Origin of the sequence: Pseudomonas sp. BGI-2, from assembly GCF_004310295.1 — a bacterium.
Taxonomy (GTDB): Bacteria; Pseudomonadota; Gammaproteobacteria; order Pseudomonadales; family Pseudomonadaceae; genus Aquipseudomonas.
On the sequence record NZ_SISB01000021.1, the window covers coordinates 58,171 to 71,544 of the forward strand.

Here is a 13,374-nt window from a genome sequence, read left to right on the forward strand (position 1 = left end):
CTCCAGATTCCCGTTTTCTACTCGAAACAGCCACTTGGCGATGTCGCCAGGGACAGCCGCGGACTAAAAAGGCGCCCCTCGGGCGCCTCTCCAGTTCTCTGAGCTTAGCGCAGAAAATCAGTGGTGATGGCCACCTTCGCCATGGACGTGACCATGAGCGACTTCTTCCTGGCTGGCGTCACGGATGTCGATGATCTTGACCTGGAAATTCAGGCGCTGACCGGCCAACGGGTGGTTGCCGTCGACGGTGACATCGTCGCCGTCCAGATCGCGAATGGTGACGATCTGCATCTGGCCGTCTGGAGCGGATGCGTGGAACTGCATGCCCACTTCCAGTTCGTCGACGCCTTCGAACATGCTGCGGCTCAGGGTGCTGACCAGTTCGGCAGCGTATTCGCCGTAAGCATCTTCAGGCTCAACGGCTACGGTCAGCTCGTCGCCGACTGCTTTGCCTTCCAGTGCCTTTTCCAGGCCCGGGATGATGTTACCTGCGCCTTGCAGGTAGACCAGCGGCGCGCCGCCGGCGGAACTGTCGATGACCTCACCAGCGTCGTTGGTCAGGGTATAGTCGATGGAGACAGCCTTATTGGCGGCGATCAGCATGGGGCGAGACCTTTTGCATAAGAATGAAGAAAGGCCAAGTTTAGCGAAGCAATCGTCCGAAAGCGAACACAACCCGGACAGACGGATCGCGGCGAAAGGCTCGACGGTCACCGGTTTCCATCAGGATGAGGACGGGCACTGGGTGGCCGAGCTTTCCTGCGGTCACACCCAGCACCTGCGCCACCAGCCGCCCTGGCAATCGCGCGCCTGGGTCCTGGACCCCGCGCAACGCATTGAAAAAATAGGCCAGCCCTTTGATTGCGGTTGGTGCGCACAAGGCTCGGTTAGCGATAACCTTGGCGACTGAATTTCGGTAGATCAGTCAGATATAGATGATCACCACTGCCATGCTCCCTTAGAGAATCCGCATGCAAACTTTTTTTATCGCGCCCACCGATTTTGGTGTGGGTCTGACCTCCATCAGCCTCGGGCTGGTACGCACCCTTGAGCGAGCCGGCCTCAAAGTCGGCTTTTTCAAACCGATTGCCCAGCCGCATCCAGGTGACACCGGCCCGGAGCGCTCCACCGAACTGGTGGCGCGCACTCACGGCTTGAAACCGCCTCAGCCACTCGGCCTGGCTCACGTCGAGCGCATGCTCGGCGACGGTCAGCTGGATGAGCTGCTCGAAGAAATCATCACCCTTTATCAGCAAGCCGCCGTCGGCAAGGACGTGCTGATCGTCGAAGGCATGGTCCCGACCCGCAGCGCCAGTTACGCCGCACGGGTCAATCTGCATTTGGCCAAGAGCCTCGATGCCGAAGTGATCCTAGTCTCGGCGCCGGAAAACGAAGTGCTGACCGAACTGTCTGGACGGGTGGAATTGCAGGCGCAATTGTTTGGCGGTCCGAAAGACCCGAAAGTCCTCGGCGTGATCCTCAACAAGGTCAAGACCGAAGAAAGCATGGAGGCCTTCGCTTCGCGACTGAAAGAGCACTCGCCGTTGCTGCGCAGCGGTGATTTCCGTTTGCTTGGCTGCATTCCTTTCCAGCCGGAACTGAACGCCCCGCGCACCCGCGATGTCGCCGATCTGATGGGCGCGCAAATTCTCAATGCCGGCGATTACGAAACCCGGCGCATGACCAAAATCATCATCTGCGCCCGCACCATGCGCAACACCGTGGAGCTGCTCAAGCCCGGCGTGCTGGTGGTGACGCCTGGCGATCGCGACGACATCATCCTCGCCGTCAGCCTCGCCGCCATGAACGGCGTGCCCCTGGCCGGCCTGTTGCTGACCAGCGACACCCTGCCCGACCCACGCATCATGGACCTGTGCCGTGGCGCGTTGCAGGCTGGCCTGCCGGTGTTGTCGGTGAGCACTGGCTCCTATGACACTGCCAACCAGTTGAACGGGCTGAACAAGGAAATACCGATCGACGACCGCGAGCGCGCGGAGATCATCACCGATTTCGTTGCCAGCCATCTGGACGCGAACTGGCTGCACCAGCGCTGCGGTACGCCACGGGAAATGCGCTTGTCGCCAGCGGTGTTCCGCTATCAATTGATTCAGCGTGCCCAGGCCGCCAACAAGCGCATCGTTCTGCCCGAAGGCAGCGAGCCGCTGACGGTGCAAGCCGCAGCGATCTGTCAGGCACGCGGTATCGCCCGTTGTGTGTTGCTGGCGAAGCCGGAGGACGTCGAAGCCGTCGCCCGCGCCCAAGGCATCGAGTTGCCGCCGGGGCTGGAGATTCTCGACCCGGACCTGATTCGCGAGCGCTACGTCGAACCGATGGTTGCGCTGCGCAAAAGCAAAAGCCTCAACGCACCCATGGCCGAGCAGCAACTGGAGGACACCGTGGTGATCGGCACCATGATGCTGGCGCTGGATGAGGTCGACGGCCTAGTGTCCGGGGTCATCCACTCCACCGCCAACACCATCCGCCCGGCCTTGCAGCTGATTAAAACGGCGCCGGGCTGCACCCTGGTGTCGTCGGTGTTCTTCATGCTGTTTCCTGAAGAAGTGCTGGTTTACGGCGACTGCGTGATGAACCCGCACCCGAGCGCCAGCGAATTGGCCGAGATCGCCCTGCAAAGCGCCGACTCGGCTGCCGCATTCGGCATCATCCCGCGCGTGGCGATGATCAGTTATTCCAGCGGAGAATCGGCCAGCGGCGAAGAAGTCGAGAAGGTTCGCGAAGCAACGCTGCTCGCCCACGAACAGCAGAACTCGCTGCTGATCGACGGCCCGTTGCAGTACGATGCCGCCGCCAACGAAACCGTGGCCAGGCAACTGGCGCCGAACAGCCAGGTGGCCGGTCGCGCCACGGTGTTCGTCTTCCCGGACCTGAACACCGGCAACACCACGCACAAAGCCGTGCAGCGCAGTGCCGATTGCGTCAGCCTCGGGCCGATGCTGCAAGGCCTGCGCAAACCGGTGAACGACCTGCCGCGTGGCGCGCAAGTCGATGACATCGTGTACACCATCGCGTTGACCGCGATTCAAGCTGCCAACCGACCTATGGATCTTTAAATGCTGGCTTTTCTACCTGCACCCGTGCGCGGCGTAATTGCCTCGCTGCTTTTGGCACTGAATACCATTGCGCTGTGCTCGTTTCTGTTCTGCGTGGCGATTTTCAAGGTGTTGCCCTTTGCCCTCACCCAGCGTTTCACGCTTTGGCTGATGAGCCATACCCATGAAGCCTGGATCAGCAACAACAAGGCCTGGATGAACCTGGTCTGCCGCACCCGCTGGCACCTCAGCGGTCTGCAAGGGCTGGATTATCAGCACTCCTACCTGATCACCAGCAACCACCAGAGCTGGGTCGACATCATGGTGTTGCAGTACGTGCTCAACCGGCGCATCCAGCCGCTGAAGTTCTTCCTCAAACAGGAACTGATCTGGGTGCCGGTGATTGGCCTGGCCTGGTGGGCACTCGGCTTTCCATTCATGAAGCGCTACTCCAAGGCCTACCTGGAAAAGCACCCAGAGAAGAAAGGCAAGGACCTGGAAACCACCCGCAAGACGTGCGACAAGTTCCGCAATAACCCGGTGGGGATTTTCAATTTTGTCGAAGGTACGCGCTTCACTGAAGGCAAGCATGCCCAGCAGAAATCACCGTTCAAGTACCTGCTCAAGCCCAAGGCCGGCGGCATTGCGTTTGTGCTGGATGCGATGGGTGAACAGCTTGAGTCGATCGTCAACGTGACCATTCACTACCCGGCCGGGCGTCCTGGGTATTGGGATTTGCTCTGTGGGAACGTTGCGGATGTGGTGGTGCATTTTCAGGAGCTGAAGATTCCGCCGCTGTTCATTGGCAAGAACTACGACCAGGATGGGGAGTATCGATTGCAGTTTCAGGGCTGGATCAATCAGTTGTGGGAAGACAAGGATGCGCTGCTTGCGCAGATGCATCGGGAGTATCCGTCCAAGTAGTCAGGTGCCTGTTCCGGCCTCTTCGCGGGCAAGCCTCGCTCCTACAGGATGGGGGGATCGCGGCATGTGGCACGACGCAAATCCGTAGGAGCGAGGCTTGCCCGCGAAGGCATTTTCCCGGACACAAAAAACCCGCCGATGATCACTCATCGGCGGGTTTTTTATTAACGGCTAACGCTTAGATCGCGCCACGCTTGCGCAGCAGATCCAGCACTTGCTTGACGCTTTCTTCCAGTGACAGCGACTGGGTGTCGACCACGAGGTCGGCGTCCAGCGGCACGTCGTACGGGAAGGAATCGCCCGGAATGTTGTCCCCGGCCGCCGCGTACAGACCTTGCGGATCACGCTCGGCACAGACCGTCGGCGAGGCCTGGACGTAGACCGTCAGCAGACGCTCTTTGCCGATCAAGTCCTTGGCCTGCTCACGCCCTTCAGCACTCGGCGCAACAAACGCAGCCAACGTCACCAGACCAGCTTCGTTGAACTGACGCGCAACGTGCGCGGCACGGCGCCAGTTCTCGGTACGCCCGGCGCGGTCCTGTGGCAGACCTTTGTTCAGGTCGTGACGCAGGTTCTGACCATCGAGTACAAACACCGCACGGCCCATGTCGAACAGCTTGCGTTCAACCGCGTAGGCCAGCGTGCTTTTGCCCGCGCCCGACAAGCCGCTGAACAACACGGTGGCCGGCTGCTGGCCGAAACGCTGGGCGCGTTCTTCGGTGGCAACGTGCGCGAGTTTGCCGTGGTGCGTGCTGCTTCCATGCGCCAACGGCTGGGCGATGATCATGCCGGCGGCGACGGTGCCGTTGGTCAAACGGTCGATGACGATGAACGAACCGGTGGTGCGGTTGCTCGCGTAACCGTCCAGCGCGATCGCGGCGTCTAGGCTGACCTTGACCCGACCGATCTCGTTCAGTTGCAACGAGCTGGCAGGACCCTCTTCCAGGGTGTTCACGTCAACGCGGTTGACGATGCTGGTGATCGAACCCGGCACGTAACTCGTGGCGCGCTTGATGTCGTATTTCTTGCCCGGCAGCATCGGTTCTTCGGCCATCCACACCAGCATGGCGTCGAAAGCGTCGGTCACTTGCGGCAGGTTGTCGGCGTGCACCAGCAAGTCGCCGCGAGAGATGTCGATCTCGTCTTCCATGGTCAGCGTCACCGCTTGACCAGGACCGGCGTGTTCCAGCTCACCTTCGAAGGTGACAATGGATTTCACCCGGCTGCTCTTGCCCGACGGCAGCACAACGACTTCATCTCCCTTGTGCACGACGCCGCTGGCCAAGGTACCGGCGAAACCACGGAAGTTCAGGTTCGGACGGTTGACGTACTGCACCGGGAAACGCAGGTCGCTGTAGTTGCGGTCGCTGGCAATTTCGACGGTTTCAAGAATTTCCATCAGCGACTGGCCGGTGTACCACGGCGAGCGCTCGGACTTGTTCACCACGTTGTCGCCCTTCAGCGCCGACATCGGCACGAAGGCCATGGTGGTCGGTTTGAACGCGATACCTTCGGCGAACTTCAGGTAATCGGCCTTGATCGACTCGAAGACTGTTTCGTCGAAGCCGTTGAGGTCCATCTTGTTGATGGCGACAACGATGTGCTTGATGCCCAGCAACGAGGCAATGAAGCTGTGGCGACGGGTCTGGGTCTGCACGCCGTAACGGGCGTCGACCAGGATGATCGCCAGGTCACAGGTGGACGCACCGGTGGCCATGTTGCGGGTGTACTGCTCATGGCCGGGGGTGTCGGCGATGATGAATTTACGCTTGGAGGTGGAAAAGTAGCGGTAAGCGACATCGATGGTGATGCCCTGCTCCCGCTCGGCCTGCAGGCCGTCGACCAGCAATGCCAGGTCGATGTCATCGCCGGTGGTGCCGACTTTTTTCGAATCGCGGGTAATGGCTTCCAGGTGATCTTCGTAGATCATTTTGGAGTCGTGCAGCAGGCGCCCGATCAGGGTGCTCTTGCCGTCGTCGACGTTGCCACAGGTCAGAAAGCGCAGCATTTCCTTGCGTTCGTGCTGGCCCAGGTAGGCGAGGATGTCCTCGCTGATCAAATCAGATACGTGCGACATGACAACCCCTTAGAAATAACCCTGACGTTTCTTTTCTTCCATCGAGCCTGCGCCATCGTGGTCGATGACCCGGCCCTGGCGTTCGGAAGTTCGCGTCAGGAGCATTTCCTGAATGATGTCGGTCAGGCTGGTGGCCTCGGATTCGACCGCACCGGTCAGCGGGTAGTCACCCAGTGTGCGGAAACGGACTTTCTTCTTGACGATGCGCGCCTTGTCTTCGTCGCTCAGGTGATTGAGCAGGCGTTCGTCGTCGATCATGATCCAGGTGCCATTCATCTCGATGACGTCGCGCTCGGCGGCGAAATACAGCGGCACGATCGGGATGCCTTCGAGGTAGATGTACTGCCAGATGTCCAGCTCGGTCCAGTTCGACAAAGGGAATACGCGGATCGATTCGCCCTTGTTGACCTTGCCGTTGTAGACGTTCCACAACTCGGGACGCTGGTTTTTCGGGTCCCAGCGGTGCTTGGTGTCGCGGAAGGAATACACGCGCTCTTTGGCGCGGGACTTCTCTTCGTCGCGGCGAGCGCCCCCGAAGGCGGCGTCGAAACCGTACTTGTCGAGGGCTTGTTTCAGGCCTTCGGTTTTCATGATGTCGGTGTGCTTGGCACTGCCGTGGGTCAGCGGGTTGATGCCCTGCGCAACGCCATCGGGGTTCACGTGCACGATCAGGTCCAGGCCGAGTTCTTCGACCATGCGGTCGCGGAACGCGTACATTTCCTTGAACTTCCACCGGGTGTCGACGTGCATCACCGGGAACGGCAATTTGCCGGGGAAGAATGCCTTGCGCGCAAGGTGCAGCATCACGGCGGAGTCTTTACCGACGGAGTACAGCATCACCGGGTTATCGAACTCGGCGGCGACCTCGCGGATGATGTGGATGCTTTCGGCCTCCAGCTGTTTCAGATGCGTCAGTTTGTCGACCATGGCTACTCACGAAAACGATCTTATGGACGGCCAGCGGGCCGTGTTCGAGCGAGGAATCCTAGCACAGCGACCTCTTCTAATCAGGACGCGGGCTAGATCGAAAGGGTATATGAATATACCCCCTCGTTTGGGTTGCACGGACCTTGTAGGAGCGAGGCTTGCCCGCGAAGAACGATAACGCGGACTACCTGACACACCGCGTTATCGTTCTTCGCGGGCAAGCCTCGCTCCTACAGAATTGGGGATGTCACGCGAATCCGTTATCAAATCGGATTCGGGCAATCGATGAAGATGTGCTCAACGGCAAACCGCCGCGCCAGGTAATCACCCAATGCCTGCACACCGTAACGCTCGGTGGCGTGATGGCCGGCGGCGATGAAGCTGATGTCGTTTTCCCGAGCGCTGTGGAAGGTCTGCTCGGACGCTTCGCCGCTGAGGTACAGATCGACACCGGCCAGCACCGCCTGATCGATGTAGCCCTGGCCGCCACCGGTGCACCAGCCCACGCGGCGAATCATCTCGCTGCCTTCAATCAGCAGGGGCTCGCGCCCCATGACTTCCTGCACACGACGGGCGAAATCACGGGGCGTCATCGGTTCGTTCAACGAGCCGACCAGGCCGACCACTTTGAGGTTGTCCGGATCCAGCGGGCCTTCGACCGTGATGTCGAGCTGACGCGCCAACTGCACGTTGTTGCCGACGTCCGGGTGCAGATCCAGTGGCAAGTGATAGGACAGCAGGCTGATGTCGTGCTTGAGCAGGGTTTTCAACCGGCGCTGCTTCATGCCGGTGATGCACGGGTTCTCGCCCTTCCAGAAATAGCCGTGGTGCACCAGCACCAGATCGGCCTGGGCTTCGACGGCGGCGTCCAGCAATGCCTGGCTGGCGGTGACGCCACTGACGATGCGCATCACCTGCGGCCGGCCTTCGACCTGCAAGCCGTTGGGGCAGTAATCGGCAATCCTGGCACTGTTAAGGTAACGGTCGGCTTCTTCGACCAGGGTACTCAAGGCGACGGCCATAAAAGACTCCTAAATATCCCGTTCAGAGGCGAGCTGCGCCTCGTATAATGCGCGACATTATGGGCGGTCTCATACCGCCTGCAACCTTTCAGGACGTGCTTAATGCTCAAGGCGCTGCGTTTTTCCGGCTGGCCGTTGTTGGCCGGCGTGCTTATCGCTTTACTGATCATCCAGCGTTTTCCGGAGTGGGTCGGGCTGCCGAGTCTCGACGTCAACCTGCAGCAAGCGCCGCAAAGCACCACCGCGCAACAGGGTCCGGTGTCCTATGCCGACGCAGTGACCATAGCTGCGCCGTCGGTGGTGAACCTGTACACCACCAAAGTCATCAACAAACCAAACCATCCATTGTTCGAAGACCCGCAGTTCCGCCGCTTCTTCGGCGACAACTCGCCCAAGCAGAAGCGCATGGAGTCGAGCCTGGGTTCGGGCGTGATCATGAGCCCGGAAGGCTACTTGCTGACCAACAACCACGTCACCAGCGGCGCCGACCAAATTGTGGTCGCGCTCAAGGATGGCCGCGAAACCCTGGCCCGCGTGATCGGCAGCGACCCGGAAACCGACCTCGCCGTCCTTAAGATCGATCTGAAAAACCTGCCGTCGATCACCGTCGGCCGCTCCGACAACATCCGTATCGGCGACGTCGCCCTGGCCATCGGCAACCCGTTCGGCGTCGGCCAGACCGTGACCATGGGCATCATCAGCGCCACCGGGCGTAACCAGTTGGGGCTGAACAACTACGAAGACTTCATCCAGACCGACGCCGCAATCAACCCCGGCAACTCCGGCGGTGCGCTGGTGGATGCCAACGGCAACCTGACCGGCATCAACACCGCGATCTTCTCCAAGTCCGGCGGCTCGCAAGGCATCGGTTTTGCGATCCCGGTCAAACTGGCCATGGAAGTGATGAAGTCTATTATCGAACACGGCCAGGTGATTCGCGGTTGGCTGGGCATTGAAGTGCAGCCGTTGACCCAGGAACTGGCGGAATCGTTTGGTCTGTCGGGGCGCCCGGGCATTGTGGTCGCGGGGATTTTCCGTGACGGTCCGGCGCAGAAGGCCGGCCTGCAACTGGGTGACGTTATTCTCAGCATCGACGGCGAACCGGCCGGCGATGGTCGTCGTTCGATGAACCAGGTCGCGCGGATCAAACCGACCGACAAGGTCACTATTCAGGTGATGCGCAACGGCAAGGAGCTGAAACTCACGGCTGAAATCGGCCTGCGTCCGCCACCGGCGCCGGTTAAAGAGAAAGAAGAAAACTGACGCTAGCCCGAGGCTCTCGGGCTAATAGAAGACATTCTCATTAGGCATGTTATATTGTTTCAATGTCTCTATTGGAACAACATAACATGTCGTCTCGAACAATGGCTTTCGTGGCAAGTCTTGCCCTCGGCCTGCTGGGGGATCCGGTCTTCGCCGAAGAGTCCGGCACCCTTGAACTGGACGCCATCAGCGTCACCTCCGACTACGAATCACCCATCGGCCCGGTCAAGGGCTACCGCGCTACGCGTTCTTCCAGCGCAACCAAAACTGACACCGCCATTCGCGATATCCCACAATCCATCAGCGTCGTTCCTGTCAGCGTGCTCAACGACCTGGGCAGCACCAGCGTCGAGCGTGCCCTGGATTTTGCCGGCGGCGTGTCGAAGCAGAACAACTTCGGCGGCCTGACACTTTACGAATACAGCGTGCGCGGCTTCACTACGTCGGAGTTCTACAAGGATGGCTTCAGTGCCAACCGTGGTTACCCGAGTACGCCGGACGTGGCCAACATCGAGCGCATCGAAGTGCTCAAAGGACCCGCCGCCAGCCTCTACGGACGAGGCGATCCGGGTGGCACGGTCAATATCGTCACCAAGAAACCCCAACCCGAAGCCTTCACCACTCTGCAGACCAGCGCTGGCAGTTGGGACCGTTATCGCACCGCGCTGGACGTCAACACGCCGCTGGATGACGACGCCAACGTGCTGTCTCGAATCAACGTGGCCGTCGAAGACAACCACAGCTTTCGCGATCATGTGAACAGCCAGCGAGTGTTCGTCGCACCCTCCTTCAGCTGGCAACTGAACCCGGACACCAGCCTCTTGGTGGAAAGCGAGTTCGTCCGTCACAGCTCCACGTTCGATCGCGGCATCGTCGCGCCTAACAATGAATGGAGCGGCGTTTCTCGCTCGACTTTCCTAGGCGAACCCAACGATGGCAACATCGATAACCACAACAACCTGCTGCAAGCCACGCTCGAACACCATCTCAACGACAGCTGGAAACTGCGCCTGGCCAGCCACTACAAGGAAGGCAAACTCTGGGGCTACGCCTCCGAAAATCGCCCGCTGAACGCCGACGGCCACACGCTCAATCGACGTTATCGCGAGCGCGATACAGATTGGCACGACAGCATCACCCAACTCGAATTGCGCGGTCTGTTCGACCTCGGTAGCTGGCAGCACGAACTGCTGATTGGCACCGAGTACGAGAACTTCCGCAAAAACGAACGGGTCACGACCATTGCCGGCGGCCCCTACGCCATCGACATTTATCACCCAATCTACGGTCAGCCGAAACCCAACGGCGCGCGTTCCGGCACTGACCTTTTTGAACACGTCGAAAGCCAGGCACTGAACCTGCAGGATCAGATCGTCTTCACCGAAAAATTGCGCGGCATGCTCGGTGCACGTTTCGAACACTTTGAGCAAAGCATCGACGATCACAGCCGCGGCGCCACCAGCCGCCAGAGCCACGACGCGTTGACCCAGCGGGCCGGCCTGCTCTATCAGCTCACACCCGAAGTCGGGCTGTTCGCCAACGCCTCCACCTCGTTCAAACCGAACAACGGTCTGGACGCTGGCGGCAAATCCTTCGACCCGGAAGAAGGCGTCGGTTACGAAGTCGGGATCAAGAGCGAGCTGTTCGAGGACCGCTTGAGCACCACCCTCGCCGCCTTTCATATCGAAAAGGAAAATGTCCTCGCACTCGACCCGGGCACGGACACCAGCCGCGCCATGGGCAAGGCCCGCAGCCAGGGTTTCGACCTGCAAGTCACCGGGCAAGTGACCGACGCCGTGCGGGTAATCGGTGCCTTCGCCTACATCGACGCGAAGGTCACCGAGGGCGACAAGGTGATCCCCACCGGTAGCCGAATCCTCGGCGTCGCCAAACGCAGCGGCAGTCTGCTGGGCGTTTATGAATTTCAGAATGGCCAGTTGCGCGGCTCCGATGTCGGCGCGGCGTTCACTTACGTCGGTGATCGCTCGGGCGAATCCGGCAGCGATTTCGAGCTGCCGGCCTACCACACCGTCGACTTGCTGGCGCATTACAAGGCCAGTGAAAACGTCACTGTCGGCCTGAACCTGAACAACCTATTCGACGAGAAATACTACGAGCGCTCGTACAGCAATTACTGGGTCAACCCCGGCGAACCGCGCAATTTCACCGTCAGCCTCACACTCAATCTATAAAAGGAAGTTCCCCATGCAACAACTCAAACCCCTGGCGCTGCTCGGCCTGCTATTCGCCACCCAGGTCTCGGCTCATGGCCTCTGGACCGAACAACGTCGCGGCAACATCGAAGTGATTTACGGCCACGGCGCCGAAGACAACGCCTTCAAGGCGCAGAAAATCAGCGGCGCCTGGGCGTATGACGTCAACGGCAAAATGATCCCGGTGACCGTGCAACGCCTGGCTGATCATGCACGTCTGCAACCGCTGAAGCCGCCCGCCGTGATGGCGGTGGCGCTGGACAACGGCATGTGGTCGCAGACGGCGGATAAAAAATGGATCAACGAAGGACGCAGCAAAGTGCCGGGGGCCATCGAGTCGACCCAGACCTTCAAATACAGTCTGGCGATTTATCAGCCCGGGGCGAAGTTGCCGAAGCTTGATCAGATGAAACTGTTGATTCTTCCGGAGGTTGATCCGCTGACGGTCGGGCCGGGCAAGTTGCTGCCAGTGCGGGTGCTTCTGGATGGGAAACCGGCGGCGGGGGTGAAATTGACTGGCGACTATCGCAGCGCGCCGAATACGTTGAGTACCGAGACGGATAAGGAAGGCCGGGCGCAGGTGGTGGTGCGTAATGAGGGGTTGAATGTGATTTCGGCGCAGATGGAGATTGTGCTGAAGGGCAATCCGGATGTGGCGACGCGCGGGGTGTTCAGTTCGTTGACGTTCCTGGGCGAACCGCATCACGAGTAACCCACCAACCCCCTGTAGGAGCGAGCGGTGCGGCGATCCGACTTGCCCGCGAAGAACGATAACTCGGTGTAACAGGTAAACCGTGTCATCGTTCTTCGCGGGCAAGCCTCGCTCCTACGGGATCAACGGTGGATCAGAGGTCGCCTAAACCGTCGATCAACGCCTGATTCTGCTCAGGCGTACCAATCGAGATCCGCAAGAACTGCGCAATCCGCTCCTGCTTGAAGTGCCGAACAATCACACCTTGCTCGCGCAACTTCGCCGCCAACCCGGCCGCGTCATGTTTCGGATGACGAGCGAAAATGAAGTTCGCCGCCGAAGGCAGCACTTCAAAGCCCTTCCCTTCCAGTTGCGCAACAACCCACTCACGATGCTCGATGACCAACCGGCAGGTCTTGTCGAAGTACTCGCGATCCTCGAACGCCGCCGCAGCCCCGACATTCGCCAGACGATCCAGCGGATAGGAGTTGAAGCTGTTCTTGATCCGCTCCAGCGCCTCGATCAAGTCGGGATGCCCAACCGCCAATCCAACTCGCAGCCCAGCCAGCGAACGGGACTTGGACAAGGTCTGAGTCACCAGCAGGTTCGGATAACGGTCCACGAGACTGATCGCCGTCTCGCCGCCAAAGTCGATGTAAGCCTCATCCACCACGACCACCGAATCCGGGCTGGCCTTGAGGATTTGCTCCACTGCGTCGAGTGCCAGCAGGCAACCGGTTGGCGCGTTCGGGTTCGGGAAGATGATCCCGCCGTTCGGCTTGGCGTAGTCCGCCGGGTTGATCTGGAACTGCTCGTCCAGCGGCACCGCGTCGAACTTGATGCCATACAACCCGCAATAGACCGGATAGAAGCTGTAGCTGATGTCCGGGAACAGCAGCGGCTGATCATGTTGCAGCAAACCATGAAAAATGTGCGCCAGGACTTCATCGGAACCGTTGCCGAGGAACACCTGATTGCCCTGCACGCCGTAATACTTGGCAACGGCTTGCTTGAGCACGTCGCTGTTCGGGTCCGGGTACAGACGCAAGTTGTCGTTCAATTCGGTTTGCATCGCCGCCAAGGCTTTTGGCGATGGGCCGTATGGGTTTTCGTTGGTGTTGAGCTTCACCAGCTTCGCCAGCTTCGGCTGCTCGCCCGGTACGTAAGGCACCAGATCCTTGACGAACGGGCTCCAGAATTTACTCAT

The 13,374-nt window shown here is 59.9% G+C and carries 11 protein-coding genes; 6 read left to right on the top strand and 5 right to left on the bottom strand.

What is annotated here, in order from left to right; translation table 11 throughout:
- Nucleotides 1-117: 117 nt before the first annotated feature.
- The gene (locus EYC95_RS15730; protein WP_045061434.1) at nucleotides 118-603 is read right to left on the bottom strand and encodes a peptidylprolyl isomerase; all 486 of its coding nucleotides are present in this window, start codon (nucleotides 601-603) and stop codon (nucleotides 118-120) included.
- Here EYC95_RS15730 and EYC95_RS15735 point away from each other — a divergent pair.
- From EYC95_RS15735 to EYC95_RS15745, 3 genes are all read left to right on the top strand, one after another.
- Nucleotides 572-910 carry a DUF3565 domain-containing protein gene (locus tag EYC95_RS15735; protein WP_131061185.1) on the top strand — a complete coding sequence of 113 codons (339 nt, stop codon included), beginning with the start codon at nucleotides 572-574 and terminating at the stop codon, nucleotides 908-910. The two genes, EYC95_RS15730 and EYC95_RS15735, sit on opposite strands and share 32 nt — an antisense overlap.
- A gap of 61 nt (nucleotides 911-971) precedes the next feature.
- Nucleotides 972-3,071 carry a phosphate acetyltransferase gene (pta, locus tag EYC95_RS15740; protein WP_131061186.1) on the top strand — a complete coding sequence of 700 codons (2,100 nt, stop codon included), beginning with the start codon at nucleotides 972-974 and terminating at the stop codon, nucleotides 3,069-3,071.
- Nucleotides 3,072-3,974 (top strand): acyltransferase, encoded by a 903-nt coding sequence (locus tag EYC95_RS15745; protein WP_131061187.1) that lies wholly within the window; start codon nucleotides 3,072-3,074, stop codon nucleotides 3,972-3,974.
- 178 nt (nucleotides 3,975-4,152) lie between these two features.
- Here the strand turns inward: EYC95_RS15745 and cysN are convergent, their stop codons facing one another.
- The 3 genes from cysN to EYC95_RS15765 all read right to left on the bottom strand — a co-directional run bounded on the left by cysN (nucleotide 4,153) and on the right by EYC95_RS15765 (nucleotide 8,000).
- Nucleotides 4,153-6,051, bottom strand: coding sequence for a sulfate adenylyltransferase subunit CysN (gene cysN / locus EYC95_RS15750; RefSeq protein WP_131061188.1), 1,899 nt, complete (start codon nucleotides 6,049-6,051; stop codon nucleotides 4,153-4,155).
- Nucleotides 6,052-6,060: 9 nt separating this feature from the next.
- A complete protein-coding gene (cysD, locus tag EYC95_RS15755) occupies nucleotides 6,061-6,978 on the bottom strand; it encodes a sulfate adenylyltransferase subunit CysD (RefSeq protein WP_131061189.1) in 918 nt (305 codons plus the stop codon).
- 263 nt (nucleotides 6,979-7,241) lie between these two features.
- Nucleotides 7,242-8,000, bottom strand: a complete 759-nt coding sequence (locus EYC95_RS15765) for a Nif3-like dinuclear metal center hexameric protein (protein WP_131061191.1) — start codon at nucleotides 7,998-8,000, stop codon at nucleotides 7,242-7,244.
- A 102-nt stretch (nucleotides 8,001-8,102) separates the two neighbouring features.
- On the opposite strand from EYC95_RS15765, the gene algW reads away from it, so the two are divergent.
- The 3 genes from algW (at nucleotide 8,103) to EYC95_RS15780 (ending at nucleotide 12,188) form a co-directional block, all read left to right on the top strand.
- Nucleotides 8,103-9,263, top strand: a complete 1,161-nt coding sequence (gene algW / locus EYC95_RS15770) for a Do family serine endopeptidase AlgW (protein WP_131061192.1) — start codon at nucleotides 8,103-8,105, stop codon at nucleotides 9,261-9,263.
- An 86-nt stretch (nucleotides 9,264-9,349) separates the two neighbouring features.
- Nucleotides 9,350-11,455, top strand: a complete 2,106-nt coding sequence (locus tag EYC95_RS15775) for a TonB-dependent siderophore receptor (RefSeq protein WP_131061193.1) — start codon at nucleotides 9,350-9,352, stop codon at nucleotides 11,453-11,455.
- Nucleotides 11,456-11,468: 13 nt separating this feature from the next.
- Nucleotides 11,469-12,188, top strand: a complete 720-nt coding sequence (locus tag EYC95_RS15780; protein WP_131061194.1) for a DUF4198 domain-containing protein — start codon at nucleotides 11,469-11,471, stop codon at nucleotides 12,186-12,188.
- Nucleotides 12,189-12,321: 133 nt separating this feature from the next.
- Here EYC95_RS15780 and hisC read toward each other — a convergent pair whose 3' ends face one another.
- Nucleotides 12,322-13,374, bottom strand: a complete 1,053-nt coding sequence (hisC, locus tag EYC95_RS15785) for a histidinol-phosphate transaminase (protein WP_131061195.1) — start codon at nucleotides 13,372-13,374, stop codon at nucleotides 12,322-12,324.